Genomic DNA, 18072 nt, shown 5'->3' with positions numbered 1-18072 from the left:
TGTCTGAAGCGCCATAGAATCTAACGGTCCGTCAGAAACCGCGGGAAGGGGCCGGGCGTGGGGAACTTCTTGGCAGGCAAGGCCGTCGCCGTGACGGGCGCCGGGCGGGGCATCGGCCGCGCGGTCGCCCTCGCGGCGGCGGCCGAGGGAGCGCGGGTCGTCGTCAACGACTACGGTGTGGCGACCGACGGCAGCGCGCCGAGCAGCGAGGTCGCCGACACCGTCGTCAAGGAGATCGAGACGGCGGGCGGCGAGGCGGTCGCGGTCGCCGACGACGTCTCCACGATGGCCGGCGGCCGGCGGGTCGTCGAGACGGCCCTGTCGGCGTACGGGCGCCTCGACGGGGTCGTCTGCGTCGCCGGGATCCTGCGGGAACGGATGCTGTTCAACATGTCCGAGCAGGAGTGGGACCCGGTGCTCGCCACCCACCTCAAGGGCACGTTCACCGTGTTCCGCGCCGCCGCCGCGGTCATGCGCGAACAGCGGTCCGGCACGCTGATCGGCTTCACCAGCGGCAACCACCAGGGCTCGGTGTCCCAGGCCAACTACAGCGCCGCGAAGGGCGGGATCATCTCCCTGGTCCGCAGCGCGGCGCTCGGCCTGCACCGGTACGGGGTGACCGCGAACGCCGTGGCACCCGTGGCCCGCACCCGGATGTCGGCCGGGGTGCCGATGGAGCTGACGGAGATCGGCGAACCGGAGGATGTCGCCGCGCTCGTGGTCTACCTGCTCTCCGACCGCGCCCGCGAACTGCCCATCACCGGCCAGGTGTACACGATCGCCGGTCCCAAGATCGCCGTCTGGGCCCAGCCCCGCGAACTGCGAGCCGCCTACACGGAAGGCACCTGGACCCCGGAACGCATCGCCGACTTCCTACCCGGCACGGTGGGCGTCGACCCGATGCCCTTGCTGACCCAACTCACAGCCATGGCAAAGGCTGCCCGCTCAAACTCCCGCCCAAACGCATGACCCCCGACAGGGGCGCGGAAAACTGCGCGACAAGCCACGACGCACCAGCAGACCGAACGCACGAGCCCACGGTCCAGCAGCGCCCCGACAGGGGCGCGGGGAACTGCGCGACCAGCCACAACGCACCCGCAGACGGCAGACGACGCCCGCCCCCACGGCGCGACCACGCCCCAGCCCAACGCACCCGCAGACGACGCCCGCCCCCACGGCGCGACCACGCCCCAGCCCAACGCACCCGCAGACAGCAGACGACGCCCGCCCCCACGGCGCGACCACGCCCCAGCCAACGCACCCGCGCAGGGAGACGCAGCATGGAGTTCGGCTTCACGCCAGAGGACCACGCATTCCGCTCCGAGGCCCGCGCCTGGCTCGCCGCGCACGCCGGCGCCACCCAGGACCGCCGCTCCTGGGAACGCACGCTCGGCAAGGCCGGCTGGATAGGTCTGGGCTGGCCGGAGCCGGGCTACGGCAACCGCACCGCCGGACTGACCCAGCAGGTCGCCTGGGCCGAGGAGTACGCCCGCTCGGGCGCACCCGCACGCTCCGGGCACATCGGCGAGAACCTGCTCGCACCCACCCTCATCGCCCACGGCACCGCTGAGCAGAAGGCCCGCTTCCTGCCGCCCGTCGCGGCCGGCGAGGAGCTGTGGTGCCAGGGCTACAGCGAACCCGGCGCGGGTTCCGACCTGGCCGGCGTACGCACCACCGCCGTACGCGAGCCGCACGGCTACCGCGTCAGCGGCCAGAAGATCTGGACGTCCCTCGCTCACGAGGCCGACTGGTGCTTCGTGCTGGCCCGTACCGACCCGGACTCCCGCCGGCACCACGGGCTCAGTTTTCTGCTCGTGCCCATGGACCAGCCGGGCCGGATCGAGGTCCGCCCGATCCGGCAGCTGACGGGCACGAGCGACTTCAACGAGGTCTTCTTCGACGGGGCGTACGCGCGCGTGGAGCACGTCGTCGGCGGTGAGGGCGCGGGCTGGCGGGTGGCGATGAGCCTGCTCGGTTTTGAACGCGGGGTGTCGACGCTCGCCCAGCAGATCGGCTTCGCGCGGGAACTGGAGCAGGTCGTCCGCACGGCGGTGCGGACCGGCGCGGCAGCGGACCCGGTCCTGCGCGCCGGCCTCGTCCGGCTGTGGGCCGAGCTGCGCACCATGCGCTGGAACGCCCTGCGCACCCTGGGCGGCGCGGACGACCCGGGCGCGCCCAGCGTGGCCAAGCTGCTGTGGGCGGGCTGGCACCAGCGGCTGGGCGAGCTGGCGGTGCGGGTGCGGGGCGCGGCGGCCGCCGCCGGCCCGGCGGACTGGTCCCCGCAGCAGCCGTACGCACTGGACCCGGCGCAGCACCTGTTCCTGTTCTCCCGGGCCGACACCATCTACGGCGGCTCCGACCAGGTTCAGCGCACCATCATCGCCGAGCGTGTGCTCGGTCTGCCGAGGGAGCCGAAGGGAGCCGTGTGATGCGCGGTGTGGTGTTCGACGGTGAGCGGGTACGGGTCGTCGACGATCTTCGGGTGCGGGATCCGGGCCCCGGCGAGGTGCTGGTCGCGGTCGCCGCGGCCGGGCTGTGCCACAGCGATCTGTCGGTGGTGGACGGCACCATACCTTTCCCGGTTCCGGTGGTGCTGGGCCATGAGGGTGCGGGGGTGGTGGAAGCGGTCGGTGTGGGCGTAACACATGTGGCGCCCGGCGACCATGTCGCGTTGTCCACGCTCGCGAACTGCGGTACGTGCGCGGACTGCGACCGCGGCCGGCCGACCATGTGCCGCCGGGCCATCGGCCGCCCGGGCCGGCCGTTCACCCGCGGCGGGGAGCCGCTGTTCCAGTTCGCGTCCAACTCGGCCTTCGCGGAACGCACGGTCGTCAAGGCGGTGCAGGCGGTCCGCATCCCGAAGGACGTCCCGCTGCCGTGCGCCGCGCTGATCGGCTGCGGGGTGCTGACCGGCGTGGGCGCCGTGCTCAACCGGGCCCGGGTGGAGCGCGGGGACAGCGTGCTGGTGATCGGCGCGGGCGGGATCGGTCTGAACGTCATCCAGGGCGCCCGGATCGCGGGCGCCCTGCGGATCGTGGCGGTGGACGCCAACCCGGCGAAGGAGGCGCCGGCCCGGCGGTTCGGCGCGACCGACTTCCTGACCTCAGCGGACGCGGTGCGGAACGTCCTGCCGAACGGCGCGGACCACGCCTTCGAGTGCGTCGGCCGCACCGATCTGATCCGCCGGGCGGTCGACCTGCTGGACCGGCACGGGCAGGCGGTCCTGCTCGGGGTGCCGCCGGCCACGGCCGAGGCGTCCTTCCTGGTCTCCGCCATGTACCTGGACAAGTCGATCCTCGGCTGCCGCTACGGCTCCGCCCGCCCCCAGCGTGACATCGCCCTGTACGCCGAGCTGTACCGCCAAGGACAACTGCTGCTGGACGAGTTGGTGACCGGGACCTACCCGGTCGAGGACTTCGACAAGGCCCGGGCGGACGCGGCGGCGGGACGGCTGGCCCGCGCGGTGCTGACGTTCTGACCGTCCGCGCGGAAGGTGCGCCGGTACGCGGTGGGTGTGACGCCGAGCGCCGTCTGCAGATGCTGGCGCATCGACTGGGCCGTACCGAAGCCCGCGTCCCGGGCCACCTGGTCGACGGAGAGGTCGGTGGACTCCAGCAGGTGCCGGGCGCGTTCGATGCGCTGCTGGGTGAGCCACTGGCCGGGGCTGACGCCGACCTCCTCGCGGAAGCGGCGGGTGAAGGTGCGTACCGACATGGCCTCCTGCTCGGCCAGGTCGCGCAGCTGGATCGGTTCGTCGAGGCGGCCAAGCGCCCAGGCGCGGGCGGCGGTCGTGGTGGCCAGCTGCGGGTCCGGCACCGGCCGGTGGATGTACTGCGCCTGGCCGCCGTCGCGGTGCGGCGGTACGACCATGCGGCGGGCCACGTCGTTGGCGACGGCGGTGCCGTGGTCGCGGCGCACGAGGTGCAGGCACAGGTCGATCCCGGCGGCGACGCCCGCCGAGGTCAGCACGTCGCCGTCGTCGATGAACAGCACGTCGGCGTCCACTTTGATCTTCGGGAACATCCGCTGGAACCGTTCCGCGTCGGCCCAGTGGGTGGTCGCCGGGCGGCCGTCGAGGCGCCCGGCGGCGGCGAGGACGTACACGCCGGTGCAGATGGAGGCGAGCCGGGTGCCGGGGCGGACACGGGCGAGCGCGGCGGCCAGCTCCTCGCCGAGCACGCCCCGCTCGTAGACGGGGCCCAGCTCGTACGAGGCCGGGACGACGACGGTGTCGGCGGTGGCCAGGGCCTCCGGACCGTGCGCCACATGGACGGCGAAGTCGGCGTCGGTCTCCACCGGTCCCGGCGGCCGGACCGAGCAGGTGACGACCTCGTACAGGTGCCGCCCGCGGGCGTCCCTGGGGCGGCCGAAGACCCGGTGCGGGATGCCCAGTTCGAAGGGGAGCAGGCCGTCCAGCGCGAGGACGACGACGCGGTGCGGGCGGAAGTACGGCTCTGCGGTCATGGCCCGATCCTAACGAACGCTGTCCTCCGGGCCACTCGCCGGAGGCGTTGCGGCACCGGAAGCTCTATGACGTGACTCAGACAAGCGATGCCGCAGCGGCCGTCCGGCGGCCGGACGAGTCCCGATCGGCGCGTCCGTGGCGGGGCCGCGGCACACCGGTGCACCGCGCGTGGTTCGTGGCCGCCGTCACGTTCGTCACGATCATCGGCGCGGCGGCCTTCCGCTCGCTGCCCGGCCTGCTCATCGACCCGCTGCACCAGGAGTACGGCTGGTCGCGCGGCACGATCGGCGCGGCGGTCTCCATCAATCTCGCGCTGTACGGGCTGACCGCGCCGTTCGCCGCCGCGCTGATGGACCGCTTCGGCATCCGCAAGGTGGTCGCCGTCGCGCTGACCGTGATCGCGCTGGGCTCGGGCCTGACCGTGTGGATGACGGCGGCCTGGCAACTGCTGCTGTGCTGGGGCCTGCTGGTCGGGCTCGGCTCCGGCTCCATGGCCCTCGCCTTCGCCGCGACCGTCACCAACCGCTGGTTCACCGAGCGCCGCGGACTGGTCACCGGCATCCTCACCGCCGCCTCCGCCTCCGGGCAGCTGATCTTCCTGCCGGTGCTGTCCTGGACCGTCGAGACGTACGACTGGCGTCCGGCCGCCGTGACGGTCGCCCTTGCCGCCCTCGCGGTCGTCCCGTTCGTATGGCTGCTGCTGCGCGACCACCCGGCCGACGTGGGCCTCAAGCCGTACGGCGCACCGGAGTTCGTGCCCAAGCCGGCCCCCGTCACCGGCGCCGCCCGGCGCACCCTCGCCGTGCTGGCCTCCGCCGCCCGCACCGGGCCCTTCTGGCTGCTCGCCGGCACCTTCGCGATCTGCGGCGCCTCCACCAACGGCCTGATCCAGACCCACTTCGTGCCCGCCGCCCACGACCACGGCATGCCCATCACGACGGCGGCGTCGCTGCTCGCGGTCATCGGCGTGTTCGACGTGGTCGGCACGATCGCCTCCGGCTGGTTCACCGACCGCTTCGAGCCGCGCCGCCTGCTCGCCGTGTACTACGCCCTGCGCGGGATCTCCCTGCTCTTCCTGCCCATGCTGCTCGGGCCGAGCATCCACCCGCCGATGATCTTCTTCATCGTCTTCTACGGCCTCGACTGGGTCGCCACCGTGCCGCCCACCCTCGCCCTGTGCCGCGAGCAGTACGGCGCGGACAGCGCCATCGTCTTCGGCTGGGTACTCGCCTCCCACCAGGTCGGCGCGGCCCTCGTCGCCTACCTGGGCGGCGTCTCACGCGATGTCTTCGGCTCCTACGACATGGTCTGGTACGCCTCCGGCACCCTGTGCGCGGCAGCGGCCCTCATGGCCCTGATCATCCGCCGCCACCCACCGACCCCGGCAACGGTCCAGCCCGCCTGGACCGGCGACCCGTCCGGGACAGCCCGCCTGGACCGGCGACTCGGCTAGAGGAAGCGGCCCCGGTGGAACAGCAGGGGTGGGGTGTCCTGGGCGGGGGTGCCCAGGGTGGTCACCCGGCCCACCACGATCAGGTGGTCGCCGCCCGTGTGCACCGCGTGGATCGTGCAGTCGATCCATGCGGCGGCGCCGGTCAGCCGGGGGGAGCCGGTGACCGGTGCCGCGTCGTGGGGGACGTCCGTGAACTTGTCCGCGCCGCTCACCGCGAAGGCGCGGCACAGGTCGCCCTGGTCGGCGGCGAGGACGTTGACGCAGAAGACGCCCGCGCGGGCGATGCGCGGCCAGGTCGTCGACGTACGGCCCACCATGAAGGCGACCAGCGGGGGATCGAGGGAGAGGGAGGAGAAGGACTGGCAGGCGAAGCCGGCCGGGGCGGTCTCGCCCTCGGCGGCCGGTGCAGTGATCACCGTCACGCCGGTCGCGAAGTGCCCGAGCACCCGGCGGAACTCCGTCCGGTCCACCGGCGCCCGCTCGTCCTCGCGGACGCACCGTAGATCGGGGCGCGGCAGCGGCTCGACGGGGCCGGCGGAGCCCGGCACGGACCTGAGGTAACGGACGGCGACGGCCGCCATCCCTGCGTGTCCCATCACACCACCATTGAAGCTGACGCATCGTCAGATAGGAACCCCGGCGGCGGAAAGGTGCGGTTCTGGAAGCCGGCCGTGGGGTTCAGGCGTCGTGACGGTCAGCGGCCCTTGAAGACGGGGTCCCGGCGCTCGCCGAAGGCCGTCAGGCCCTCCTGGGCGTCGTGTGTGGGCATGTTGATTTCCTGGGCCGTCGCCTCGGCGGTGAACGCGGTGGCTCGGTCGGCGTCGAGGGAGGCGTTGACGAGCTGCTTGGTGAGCGCGAGCGCCCGGGTCGGCCCGGCGGCCAGCCGCTCCGCCCACAGACCCGCCGTCTTCGCCAACTCCCCATCCGGCACGACCCGGTTGACGAGCCCCAGCCGCTCCGCGTCCGCCGCGCGCAGGGCGTCGCCGAAGAACATCAGCTCCTTGGCGCGCTGCGGCCCGACCAACCGGGGCAGGAGATAGGCGCCGCCGCCGTCCGGTACCAGGCCGCGGCGCACGAACACCTCGATGAAGCGGGCCGATTCGGCGGCCAGGACCAGATCGCAGGCGAGCGCGAGATGCGCGCCGAGGCCGGCCGCCGTGCCGTTCACCGCGGCCAGCACCGGCTTCTCACAGTCCAGCACGGCCGCGATCAGCTGCTGCGCCCCGAGCCGCAGCATGCGCGCCACGTCACCGGCGACCCGCTCGCCCGCCGTAGCACCGCCCCGCAGGTCCGCCCCCGCGCAGAAGCCGCGCCCGGTCCCGGTGAGCAGCACGGCCCGTACGTCCGGGTCGGCGGACGCCTCCGCCAGCAGCGCGATGACGCGCTCGCGCAGTTCGGGGGTGAGGGCGTTCAGCGCCTCGGGCCGGTCGAGCGTGATGCGCGAGACGCGGTCGCGCACCTCGTGCCGTATCCCCATGCCCATCCCCATCCCCATGCTCGTCCCCGTCACCGCGCCACCGGACGCCCCCGCCTGCGCCTCCCCGGTCACCGGCACACCGCCAGCGCGTCCAGGGCCACCGCGCCCTGCCCCTGGGGCAGCACCATCAGCGGGTTGATGTCCAGCTCGGCCAGTTCGCCGCCGAGTTCCAGGGCCATGCGCTGCACCCGCAGGACGACCTCGACGAGCGCGTCGAGATCGGCCGGCGGCCGCCCCCGCACCCCGTCGAGCAGGGCCCGCCCGCGCAGGTCGCCGAGCATGTCCCGGGCCTGCTCCTCGCCGAACGGCGGCACCCGCACGGCCGTGTCCCGCAACACCTCGACCAGCACCCCGCCGAGCCCCACGGTCACGGTCGGCCCGAACAGGTCGTCGTGGGTGACGCCGACGACCATCTCCACGCCCCGCTCGACCATCTGGCACACCAGGACGCCGTCCAGCGAGACGCCCTCGTACCGCGCGGTGTCGGTCAACTCGCGGTAGGCGTCCCGCACCTGGCTCGCCGACGTCAGCCCGATCCGCACCAGGCCCAGCTCGGTCTTGTGGGCGACCCGCGTCCCGGACGCCTTCATCACCACCGGATAGCCGACCTGCCCGGCCGCCCGCACGGCGCCCGCCGCACTGCTCACCAGCTGCTCGCGCGGCACCCGGATGCCGTAGGCGCGCAGCAGTTGCTTCGCCGCGTGCTCGCTCAGCTGCTGCCCCGGCCGCAGCAGTGCCCGCGCCTTGCGGAAGGAGGGCGAGGGGGAGCGCGGCGCCTCGTCGAAGGGGGAGCGGTAGGCGCGTACGAAGCGGTGGTGGTCGAGGTAGGCGCGGACCGCGGTGAGGCAGTTGCCGACCGTGCGGAAGGTGGCCACCCGGGAGGAGCCGAGCAGGACCTCGCGGTAGGCGGGCTCGGTGCCCACCGGCGACCCCCACACCACGCACACCAGCTTGTCGGTGGTCTCCGCCGCGTCCACCAGGTCCCGTACGAGCCGGTCGCTCAGCGGCGGGAACGGCCCGGTGACCGGGCAGATGAGCACCCCCACCTCGGGGTCGGCGAGGATCGCGTCGATGATCTTCCGGCCGCGCTCGTCGCCGACGGGATGGCCGCCGTTGTCGACCGGGTTGGCCACGCTCAGGTACTCCGGTATCCACCGGTGCAGCTCCGCCTGCCGGCCGGCGGACAGCTCCGGCAGGCGGAGTCCCGCCCCGGCCGCCAGGTCGGCGACGTGCGCGCCCGTGCCGCCGGAGATCGAGTAGACGACGACCCCGTCGGCGCGCGGGGCCCGGGCCCGGGCCAACAGGGCGGCGGTGTCCTGGAGTTCGTCGAGGCCGTCGACCCGGATCACCCCGTACTGCCGCATGGCCGCGTCGACCACGTCGTCCGCTCCGGTCAGCTTGCCGGTGTGGGAGGCGGCGGTGCGGGCCCCTGCCTGCGTGCGACCCACTTTGACCGCGACCACCGGCACCCGGCGCCGGGCGGCCCGGTCCGCGGCCAGCAGGAAGGAACGGCCGTCCTTGAGGCCCTCCACGTAGCAGGCGATGGCGCCGACCTCGGGGCGCCCGGCGAAGTAGGAGATGAAGTCGGCGGTCTCCAGGTCGGCCTCGTTGCCGGTGGGCGCCCAGTGGGAGAGCCGGACGCCCAGTTCCTGGAGGGCGAAGACCGGGCGCCCCTGGTGCCCGGACTGGGTGATGAGCGCGATCGCGGGCCCCTGGAGGTCGTCCCGGAACCGTTCGAAGGCGTTGAGGTTGGTGTTCGGCCCGAGCAGCCGTAGCCCGGAGTCCCGGACGGCGGCGGCGAGTTCGACCTGGGCCGCGGCGCCCGCCGCGCCGGTCTCCGCGAACCCGGAGGCGAAGGCGACCGCGAACCGTGCCTTGGCGTCGGCGAGTTCCGTGATCAGCGGCAGGGGGTCGGCGACCAGCAGCACCGCGAGGTCGACGGGTTCGGGAAGGTCGGCGACGGAGGCGGCGCAGGGGATGCCGAAGACGGCCGGCCGGGTCGGATGCACCGGGTGCACCCGGGCGCCCACCCGTTCCGCCCAGGACAGGAGCTGCCGGGTGATGCCGGTGTTCGGCCGGCCCTCCGTGTCCGAGGCGCCGACCACGGCGACGGACCGGGGCCGGAAGAAACGGTCCAGGTCCGGTACGTCCGCGTTCAGCGGCCGGCCGCTGACGTCGAGGTCGTCCGCGTCGGCCGCCCGGCCGTGGACGGCGGCCCCGGGCCGCTGTTCGCCGCAGGCGATGATCCGGGCCCGGCGGGAGTCGGTGGTGAGGGTGCCGTGGGTCGATCCAAGCATCGTTCCGCCCGCTCCTGTGTGACAGCACAATTAACTGACGCAGTGTCAGATTACTGAACTGACGCGACGTCAGGAACGCCTGTGCAGGCAAAGTCCCCGCCCAAAGTGACCTGGCTGCCGCCGGCTCAACACTCCCAGCGCCGAGTGTGAAGCTGTCCGTGCCCCGCCTCACGCTGCCCGTACCGACCGCGTCACCCGCGCCGTGCCGCGTGCCGCAGGCTCTCCGTCCACCGCCTCAATGGGCCCGTGCCGCTTGTGTCGTGATCGTCTTCGCTATCTTCTCGGCGTCGAGGGCCATTTCGCGGAGCATGCCGCTGATGGGGTTGGTGAAGCCGGTGAAGTACAGGCCGGGGGCGTTTTTCGGGGTGTGGCCGCCGTGTACGACCGGTCTGCCGCGCGCGTCGAGTACGTCGAGATGGCCGACCAGGCCCTCCAGGGCGCGCGCGTACCCGGTGGCGGTGATCACGGCGTCGGGTGACAGCCGGCCGCCGTCGGCGAGGGCCACCTTCCCGTCCTCGAACCCCTCGACGGCGGCCACGATCTCGACCCGGCCGGACCGTACGGCGTCGACGAGGCCCACGTCCTGCACCGGGATCGCCCCCGCGGTGACCCGGCTGTACAGCCCGGTCTCCGGTCGCGGCAGTCCGTACGCGGACAGGTCGGGCACGCTCATCCGGGCCACCGGCCGGGCCAGCCGGTCGACGAGCGCGACGGGCAGGCGCCGTACCAGTACGGCCGAGTACTGGGCGGGCCACCCCGCGGTGGACCGCCGCATGATGTGCGGAGCGGTGCGCACGGACAGCCGCACCCGCGAGGCGCCCCCCTCCACCAGGTCCACGGCGATCTCCGCGCCGGTGTTGCCCACCCCGACGACGAGCACGTCACGCCCGGCGTACGGCTGGGCGTTGCGGTACTCGCCGGCGTGCAGGAACGTGCCGGGGTACGCGTCGCGCCCCGGCCAGTCGGGCACGCGCGGGGTGTGGTTGTACCCGGTGGCGACGACCACCGCGCTGCCGGTCAGCTCCCGGCCGCCGGAGGCGCGCAGCAGCCAGCCCGTCCCGTCGGCCGTCCGCTCGATGCGGGACACCTCGACCCCGGTGACGATCTCCAGTGCGTGGAACTCGGCGTACTTCTCCAGGTACCGCACCATGTCGTCGCGTGCCACCCAGCGGCCGAACCGGCGCGGGATCGGCAGTCCGGGCAGCGCCGACAGGCGGCGGGTGGTGTGCAGTCGGAGCCGGTCGTAGTGGCGCCGCCAGGACGCCCCGACCCGGTCGGCCTTCTCCAGGACGACGGCCCGTACGCCCCGGGCCCGCAGCGCGTGCGCGGCGGCCAGGCCGCCGGGTCCGGCGCCGATCACATAGACGGGGCGGTCGGCGGGTGTGGTGGGGTGCGGCGCGGAGGCGCGGGAGACGGCCATGAGCGCGAGCGTAACCACGCACCTCGTTGATGGGTCTCGGTCAAGACCGGAATTGGTACCGGATTGATCACGCCTGTGGGGGGAGTGGACGGGGTGTGTGACGTGGGGCACTCGGATGTCGGCGAATCCCGTTGCCCGCCCGAGCGGTTGCGCCCGGGTCGCGGCCAAGTCCCGTTGCGGTCCGGGTCGGTTGCGGGCCGGGCCGGTTGTGACGCCGGCCTTGCGTGAGCGCTGGGCGTCCGCTGAACTAGCTGAATCCACTGAACTGACATACCGTCAGATTCGAAGCGGCGGGCGGGGAGGGTCCATGGACACGATCTGGCTCAGCGGTGCCGAGTGGCTGGCGGTGCTGCGCGTCGGGCTCGGGCTGTGGTGGCTGGAGAGCTGGCGGCACAAGGACAGGAAGGCCTGGCTCCGGCGCGGCACGGGCATCACGTGGGCCGCGGACATCGCGGCGAAGCACCGCTGGACCCTGGTCCGCTCCGGCTTCGACACCGTGGTGAAACCCCGGCCGAGGACGATGGCGTACGTCGTCCTGTACGCGGAACTCGCCCTCGGCGTCGGCCTGGTACTGGGCTTTCTGACCCCGCTCGCGCTGGCCGGCGGGGCGCTGCTGAACCTCGTCTACTTCGTCCTCATGATCCACGACTGGGCCGAGCAGGGGCAGAACTCGATGATGGCGCTCATCTCGGTCGTCGGGCTGTTCGGCATGGCGTGGCAGACGTGGTCCCTCGACGCCGCGCTCGGGTGGTTCTGATGCATGCGGAGGGCTTCGACCGGCCGGAGATCGATGCCTTCACCCGGCCGTACTGGGACGCGGCGGCCGACGGCCGGCTCCTGCTGCGCCGCTGCCGGGCCTGCGGCCGGGCGCACCACTACCCGCGGGAGTTCTGCCCGCACTGCTGGAGCGAGGACGTCGGCTGGGAGCGGGCGAGCGGTCGGGCGACGCTCTACACCTGGTCCGTGGTGCACCGCAACGACCTGCCGCCCTTCGGCGAGCGCACGCCGTACGTCGCCGCCGTCGTGGACCTCGCGGAGGGGCCGCGGATGATGACGGAGGTGGTGGACTGCGACGCGGCAGCCCTCCGTGCGGGCGCGGATCTGACGGTGACGTTCCGCGTCGGCGTGCCCGTGTTCCGCCCCACGTAGCCCCTCCGGGGGTGCCGCGGTGTGGTGTCGTCGGTCCTGTGCTGCGCCGTTGTGGCTGGTCGCGCAGTTCCCCGCGCCCCTTTCGGGGCGCTGCCGTGGACGTTGGCTAGGTGGTGGGGGCGGGTTTCAATTGGTGTCATGGCTCCGACGTACGAACAGCACTCAGCCCCCGTCCGCACTCCCGACCCGCTCCCCGTCCCGCCCGACCCGGAGCCGCACGGCCACGGTCTGCGGCTGCGTCTGTGGGACGCGGGGTCGGAGGCCGATGTGGTGGCGTGGCACCGCGGCCGGTCCGATCCCGACTTCCGGCGCTGGAACACCCCGCTGCGCATCGCCGCCGACCTCGACGGCGCACGCGCATCGCTGCGCGCACAGATGCAGAGCGCGGCGGACGGCTCCTGCGTGCCCTTCCTCGTCATGGACGCGGCCACGGGCGCGACGCTCGGCCACGTCGCCGTCAACGCGATCGACCACGCCCTGCGCCTGGCCCGCGTCGGCTACTGGGTGCTGCCCGAGGCGCGCGGACAGCGGGTCGCCACCCGGGCGCTCGCCGTCGCCGCCCGCTGGGCGTTCACGGAACTGGGGATGCACCGCCTGGAACTCGGCCATGCGCTCGGCCACGACGCGTCGTGCCGGATCGCGCAGAACTGCGGCTTCCCGTACGAGGGGACGCTGCGGGACGCGATGTTCGCGGCGGAACGGCACGACGCGTTCCGGGACGTGCACCTGCACGCCCGGCTCGCCACGGACCCGGAGCCCGACCTCGACCCGCCCCGGACCGGGACGGGGGCCGCCGCGCCGCGGACGCCGGGCGCGTCGGCATGATGAGGCATGCCCTGTGACCGCACCTGGTACCTGACCGAAGACCTCGACGACTTCCTCGGCCGGGCCGGGGACTTTCTGCGTTCCCGCCCGACCCTGCACACGGTGCCCCTGACGGTGGCCGACACCCTGCGCACCCGCGGACCGCACGTCTACGGCGCGCGGAACCCGCTGTACGGCGTGCTCGGCGACGAGACCGGCGGGGTGCGGGCGGCCCTGCTGCACACGCCTCCGCACCCGGTGAACCTGACACCGCTCGCCTCCGTGGAGGCCGAGGAACTGGCGGCCCGCCTGCTCGCGCGCGGACATGCCGTACCGGGCGTGTCGGCCGAGCAGGGCACGGCCGCCGCGTTCGCGGCGGCCTGGCACCGCACCGCGGGCGGCCCGAGCGACGGCCTCCGCCAGCGGCAACGGCTGTACCGGCTCGGCGAGTTGACGGCACCCGAGCCGGCACCGCACGGCCGGGCGAGGGTCGCCGGGCCGCCGGACCGGGAGCTGGTGCGGCGCTGGTACGAGGAGTTCACCGCGGCGGTCGGCGGGCCCGCCTCCGCGGCCTTCGCCGCCGACTGGGCCGACAGCCGCATCGCCCACGGCGGCGTCACCGTCTGGGAGATCCCCGACGGCACCCCCGTCGCCATGGCCGCCGTCACCCCGAAGATCGCGGGCCAGATCCGGGTGACCACCGTGTACACCCCGGCCGACCTGCGCGGACGCGGCTACGCGGGGGCGGTCACCGCGACGGTGAGCCAAGCGGCACGGCAGACGGGCGCCCAGGAGGTCCTGCTGTTCACGGACCTCGCCAACCCGACGAGCAACGGCCTGTACCAGAGGATCGGATACCGGCCCGTCGCCGACTTCGCGGTGTACGGGTTCGCCACGGGCGAGTAGCCGGGCGCGGGCCTACGGCCACAGCAGTTCCCGTGCCCAGCGCCCTTCCCGGTGCGTGTACGCGAGGCGTACGTGGCGGCGGTTCGCGTCCCCCTGGAAGAACTCGACCTCCGCCGGGCAAAGCCGGTACAGCGTCCAGGTCGGTACCGGCGCCGTCGGATCCTCCCGGGCCCGCCGCCAGGCGGCCTCCGACGCGCGCCGCAGTTCCTCCGTCGACGGCAGCACCTCGCTCTGGCGGCCGGTGAGCGCCGCGGCCAGCGCCCCCGTCGAACGCGCATGCAGGTCCGCCTGGCCCTGTTCCGGCGGGGCCGGTGCGACCGACCCCCGCACCCGGACCTGACGGCCCAGTACCGGCCAGTAGAAGGCGAGGGCCGCGTACGGCCGTTCGGCCAGCTGGCGGCCCTTGCGGCTGCCGGCGTGCGTGGCGAACGACCAGCCCGCCGGGTCAGCGCCGTGCAGCATCACGATCCGCACGTCCGGCCTGCCGTCCGCGTCCGCCGTCGCCAGCGACATCGTGTGCGGCTCGGGTTGACCCGCCGCGACCGCCTCCGCGAACCACGTGGTGAACAGGGGCAGGGGGGTGTCGGGGGCGGCGGCCGGGTCGAAGGGCGGCAGCTCCGTGACCGCCGGGTCCCACACCCGCAGCGACCGCAACAGCTCGTGAAGATCGGTTCCCATGGGCCCGAGTATGACCCGGCCGTCCCTCCGGTGACGGATCCTCATCTCGGTGAGCCAGGATGCCTGGCCGCTGGACATGGGCCCGGCGAAGACCGACGCCGTACCGGACGACAGCGACCGAGAGGTACGGGCCGGATGAACGGCGTGCCGGCCGCGCGCTGGCGATGTCGCCGAGCACTCCGCGCAGATCGGTGCCGCATCTTGACGGCTCGGCGGTGCACCGTACAACGACGCGGCACCGGAATGGCACGCGCTCGTTTCCGGACGCGTCAGAGGCCTTGTCGCGCAGTGGGTCGAGCGGGACGGCTCATTGTTCGGGCCGCTTCCGAACGCGCCAGGACCGGCCGAATCGCGGATGTTTGAAAGCATCTGCCGTAACAACTCCGGCCATTCGCCCGTCCGGCGTACTGTGGCGCTGGAGGTAGGTGACAGATGACGACTGAGCTTGCGGACAACGTACGGAAGTACCGGCGTCGCACCGGTCTGAGCCAGGAAGAACTAGCCCACGCGGCAGGCGTATCGCCAGGAACCGTGCGGAAGGTCGAGCAGGGCGGTACGGTCCGCATGGAGACGCTGCACGGCCTCGCCCGCGCGCTGAACGTGACCACGGCCGCGCTCATGGCCTCGGACGCCCCGGAACCGTTGGGGCAGGCCGAGGAGTCGAACCGCGTCAACCTGATTCCGCTTCGGGCCGCGCTGACCCCAGCGGTAGGACTCGCCGACCCGGTAGCGGAGACGGCCGAGGAGGAGCCCAACCTACGGGTGTTCCGCCGGACGGTTCGGGACGCGCGGGTCCTCTACTTCTCGGACAGCTACAAGAGCGTTGCTTCGCAGTTGCCGGGACTGTTGCGTGATGCCGGGCAGGCGGTCGCCTACTACGACAGCGGAGAAGAGCACCGGCAGGCCCTGCTGGCCCGAGCTGAGGCCCAGCGCTTGGCAGGCACCTACCTGACGCAGGTGCGGCAGTATGACATCGCTTATACCGCCCTCACAGCAGCGGTGACGGACGCCAAGAACGCTGGGGACATGCTCGCCGCCGCTTCCGGAGTCGGCGGTATGTGCTGGCTGTTGGTGCGGCAGAGCCGGTTCGAGGAAGCTGAACGTATCGCCGCTTCGAGCATGGACGTGGTGGAGCCGGAGATCACCAAGGCCGAGCCCGACCACTACGCGGTATGGGGCGGACTCGCGATGGAAGCCGCCGCGGCAGCCGCCCGCAACAACCGCCCCGAGGAAGCCAAGGAGTACCGCAAGGCCGCGCGCGTGGCGGCAACAGCAGTCGGTACGGCGCACCGTAACGTCTCCCGGCACTGGTCCGTCTTCGGACCGGTTACCGCAGCTGTGAAGGCACTTGAAGACTCCATGCTGATCGGTGACGCCCGTACGGTTGTGCGTAAGGCGGGGGAGGAAGAGGCCCTGTCTCCGAAGGCGTGGAAACGCCTGGGCAGGCCCAGCACCAACGACGGCAACCGATTCACCCTCGACCTGGCGCGCGCATACATGCGCACGGGTGACCTGTCGGCAGCGATGGAAGAGCTGTCGCAGGTCCGAGAAACGGCCCCGGAGTGGCTGAGGCATCAGAGCATGGCCGCCGAGACCATGGAAGAGATCTTGGGGAAGCGGAAGCGCACTCTGACCGCCGAGATGCGCGACATGGCCGCCTACCTCGGCGTTGTCGGCTAGATACCACGCAGCATGGTGATTCGGTGACCGTGCGTCATGAACTACCACGTGTACGTCATGGCGTGACGCTACGTCATACAACTACGGTCGCCGTACCCGGTCCACCGACCCAGGGCCGGGGATGCAGTGATCACGCAGAGGTGCGCCGTGGACCGTGTTCGGCACCGGGAGTTGTACGAGTCGGCATCGGGTGCGTGGAGGCGAGTGCCGATGCCTGAGTTTCCGAGCCTGGGCGCACTGGCCACGACATCAGGCGTGACCGTGCAGGCGCTGGAGCTGCGATTACCTGGCGAGCTGAGCGGTCTGCGGACGCGACGGCCATCCAGGCGCCCGTGCCCGGTGGGGGCCGGGCAGCACGACCCCGTTCGGCGCTCCGCCTGACGGGATTCGTATGAGTCAAGGGAGCAGTCGACGATGACGGAACCGATCGTGTGGAACGGAGACGACGGGGGCAGCGACGAGGACGACCTCCCCGGCCAGCCCTGGACGCCGCCCCCGCCGCCGCCCCCGGACGGCGGCAGCCCTGAAGGTGACGGGAAGCACCGCAAGTGACGCTCACCCCTGAGCAGGAAGGCCGCGCCGGTGACGAGCTGGCGCGGAGCCTCCGCGACATCGGAGCCCTGACGCCCGAATGGGCCCGGACGTTCAGGGCCGTACCGCGAACGCTGTTCCTGCCGGATCTCGTCTGGCCCTACGACATGGCTACCGGCCGTAGCGTCTCCGTCCACCGTGGCGACGCCCCCGAAGCGTGGGAGCGGGCCGTGTACGCGGACGTCCCGATCGTCACCCAGTGGGACGACGGACAGCACACCGGAACCGAGCCCGGTACCGTCGCGACCAGTTCCGCAAGCATGCCGTATGTCGTGGCCTCGATGCTCCGCGACCTGGATGTGCGCGAGGGCATGCGGGTGCTCGAAGTCGGCACCGGTACCGGCTGGAACGCCGCGCTCCTCGCCCACCGTCTGGGCAGCTCCAACGTGGTCAGCGTCGAGATCGACAGCGCCGTCGCGGAGCAGGCCCGCGCCGCCTTGAAGCGCACCGGGCTCAGTCCCGAAGTGGTCCAGGGAGACGGCCGCGACGGCTGGCCGGACGGGGCACCGTATGACCGCGTGATCGTCACGGCCGGTGTGCGGGCGGTCGCGCCGCAGTGGTTGGAGCAGACCCGGAGCGGCGGGGTCATCCTCGCCCCCTGGGGCACTCACTACAGCGACCAGGACGCGCTGGTCCGGCTGACCGTGGACGAGGACGGCCGGGCTTCGGGGCCGTTCCTGCGCATGGTCGAGTTCATGAAGCTACGGGCCCAGCGTCTCGACTGGGACCGCTTCCGCGCGTACGTCCCTGCCTTCCCCGGCGACGCCGACGTGTCCCGTACCCGACTCACGATGGCGGACCTGGGGGGCCGATACAAGCCCGCCCGGTTCGTCGTGGGGCTCTGTGTTCCCGACTGCGCCCACGTCGTCAACGAGAGCGATGAGGGGGCCGGGAAGGCGTGGTTCTTCGACTTGGCGAGCCGGTCATGGGCCGTCGCCGAGTTCCGCAGCGGCGAGCCGGACGCCACCGTCCACCAGTCCGGCCCCCGTCGCCTGTGGGACGAGGTGGAACGAGCGCTGACGTGGTGGACCGAGCAGGGCAGGCCGGCCCTTGACCGGTTCGGCCTCACGGTCGGCCCGGACGGGACCACCCGCGCCTGGCTTGAGCGCCCGGCGGACGTTCTGACGTTCACCTGATCCCGAGAACGGCCCC

17 protein-coding genes are annotated in these 18072 nt (G+C 72.8%); 11 read left to right on the top strand and 6 right to left on the bottom strand.

The features are described 5' to 3' along the window. The first annotated feature begins 57 nt into the window (after positions 1-57). The 3 genes from ACFYTE_RS12040 (at position 58) to ACFYTE_RS12030 (ending at position 3478) form a co-directional block, all read left to right on the top strand. Positions 58-969 carry an SDR family oxidoreductase gene (locus ACFYTE_RS12040; RefSeq protein WP_388708302.1) on the top strand — a complete coding sequence of 304 codons (912 nt, stop codon included), beginning with the start codon at positions 58-60 and terminating at the stop codon, positions 967-969. Between the two features lie 311 nt (positions 970-1280). Then, positions 1281-2429: an acyl-CoA dehydrogenase family protein gene (locus ACFYTE_RS12035; protein ID WP_388708300.1), complete on the top strand. Its 1149-nt coding sequence runs from the start codon at positions 1281-1283 to the stop codon at positions 2427-2429. After that, positions 2429-3478, top strand: coding sequence for an alcohol dehydrogenase catalytic domain-containing protein (locus ACFYTE_RS12030; RefSeq protein ID WP_388708298.1), 1050 nt, complete (start codon positions 2429-2431; stop codon positions 3476-3478). The genes ACFYTE_RS12035 and ACFYTE_RS12030 overlap by 1 nt, the downstream gene beginning before the upstream one ends. Here the strand turns inward: ACFYTE_RS12030 and ACFYTE_RS12025 are convergent. After that, positions 3400-4464, bottom strand: a complete 1065-nt coding sequence (locus ACFYTE_RS12025) for a GlxA family transcriptional regulator (protein WP_388708295.1) — start codon at positions 4462-4464, stop codon at positions 3400-3402. The genes ACFYTE_RS12030 and ACFYTE_RS12025 overlap by 79 nt on opposite strands. A 71-nt stretch (positions 4465-4535) precedes the next feature. On the opposite strand from ACFYTE_RS12025, the gene ACFYTE_RS12020 reads away from it, so the two are divergent. Next, positions 4536-5918, top strand: coding sequence for an MFS transporter (locus tag ACFYTE_RS12020; RefSeq protein ID WP_388708292.1), 1383 nt, complete (start codon positions 4536-4538; stop codon positions 5916-5918). Here ACFYTE_RS12020 and ACFYTE_RS12015 read toward each other — a convergent pair. The 4 genes from ACFYTE_RS12015 to ACFYTE_RS12000 form a co-directional block, all read right to left on the bottom strand. After that, on the bottom strand, positions 5915-6514 hold the full coding sequence (locus tag ACFYTE_RS12015; RefSeq protein ID WP_388708289.1) for a flavin reductase family protein: 600 nt from the start codon (positions 6512-6514) through the stop codon (positions 5915-5917). The genes ACFYTE_RS12020 and ACFYTE_RS12015 overlap by 4 nt on opposite strands. A gap of 98 nt (positions 6515-6612) precedes the next feature. Beyond that, entirely contained in the window at positions 6613-7395 is a 783-nt protein-coding gene (locus ACFYTE_RS12010; RefSeq protein WP_388708287.1) for an enoyl-CoA hydratase/isomerase family protein, read from the bottom strand. Positions 7396-7463: 68 nt separating this feature from the next. After that, entirely contained in the window at positions 7464-9692 is a 2229-nt protein-coding gene (locus ACFYTE_RS12005; protein ID WP_388708285.1) for an acetate--CoA ligase family protein, read from the bottom strand. A gap of 235 nt (positions 9693-9927) precedes the next feature. Beyond that, positions 9928-11112 (bottom strand): flavin-containing monooxygenase, encoded by a 1185-nt coding sequence (locus ACFYTE_RS12000; protein ID WP_388708283.1) that lies wholly within the window; start codon positions 11110-11112, stop codon positions 9928-9930. A 307-nt stretch (positions 11113-11419) separates the two neighbouring features. Between ACFYTE_RS12000 and ACFYTE_RS11995 the strand changes: the two genes are divergently transcribed. The 4 genes from ACFYTE_RS11995 (at position 11420) to ACFYTE_RS11980 (ending at position 13971) form a co-directional block, all read left to right on the top strand. After that, complete coding sequence (locus ACFYTE_RS11995; protein ID WP_388708280.1) at positions 11420-11869, top strand: DoxX family protein; 450 nt, start codon at positions 11420-11422, stop codon at positions 11867-11869. Further along, positions 11869-12261: a Zn-ribbon domain-containing OB-fold protein gene (locus ACFYTE_RS11990; RefSeq protein WP_388708278.1), complete on the top strand. Its 393-nt coding sequence runs from the start codon at positions 11869-11871 to the stop codon at positions 12259-12261. Before ACFYTE_RS11995 ends, ACFYTE_RS11990 begins: the two co-directional genes overlap by 1 nt. Positions 12262-12399: 138 nt before the next feature. After that, positions 12400-13086, top strand: a complete 687-nt coding sequence (locus tag ACFYTE_RS11985) for a GNAT family N-acetyltransferase (protein ID WP_388708276.1) — start codon at positions 12400-12402, stop codon at positions 13084-13086. Between the two features lie 6 nt (positions 13087-13092). Further along, the gene (locus ACFYTE_RS11980) at positions 13093-13971 is read left to right on the top strand and encodes a GNAT family N-acetyltransferase (protein ID WP_388708274.1); all 879 of its coding nucleotides are present in this window, start codon (positions 13093-13095) and stop codon (positions 13969-13971) included. Between the two features lie 12 nt (positions 13972-13983). Here ACFYTE_RS11980 and ACFYTE_RS11975 read toward each other — a convergent pair whose 3' ends face one another. After that, a complete protein-coding gene (locus tag ACFYTE_RS11975; protein WP_388708271.1) occupies positions 13984-14649 on the bottom strand; it encodes a pyridoxal 5'-phosphate synthase in 666 nt (221 codons plus the stop codon). Positions 14650-15081: 432 nt separating this feature from the next. Between ACFYTE_RS11975 and ACFYTE_RS11970 the strand changes: the two genes are divergently transcribed. From ACFYTE_RS11970 to ACFYTE_RS11960, 3 genes are all read left to right on the top strand, one after another. Beyond that, positions 15082-16329, top strand: coding sequence for a helix-turn-helix domain-containing protein (locus ACFYTE_RS11970; protein WP_388708269.1), 1248 nt, complete (start codon positions 15082-15084; stop codon positions 16327-16329). Between the two features lie 414 nt (positions 16330-16743). Next, on the top strand, positions 16744-16881 hold the full coding sequence (locus ACFYTE_RS11965; protein WP_388708266.1) for a hypothetical protein: 138 nt from the start codon (positions 16744-16746) through the stop codon (positions 16879-16881). Further along, complete coding sequence (locus ACFYTE_RS11960; RefSeq protein WP_388708263.1) at positions 16878-18056, top strand: methyltransferase domain-containing protein; 1179 nt, start codon at positions 16878-16880, stop codon at positions 18054-18056. The genes ACFYTE_RS11965 and ACFYTE_RS11960 overlap by 4 nt, the downstream gene beginning before the upstream one ends. Positions 18057-18072 lie beyond the last annotated feature (16 nt).

The organism is Streptomyces sp. NPDC004629, assembly GCF_042873595.1.
Taxonomy (GTDB): Bacteria; Actinomycetota; Actinomycetes; order Streptomycetales; family Streptomycetaceae; genus Streptomyces.
Note: the sequence above shows the minus strand (reverse complement) of the source record. Positions and strands in the feature narration are given on the sequence as shown.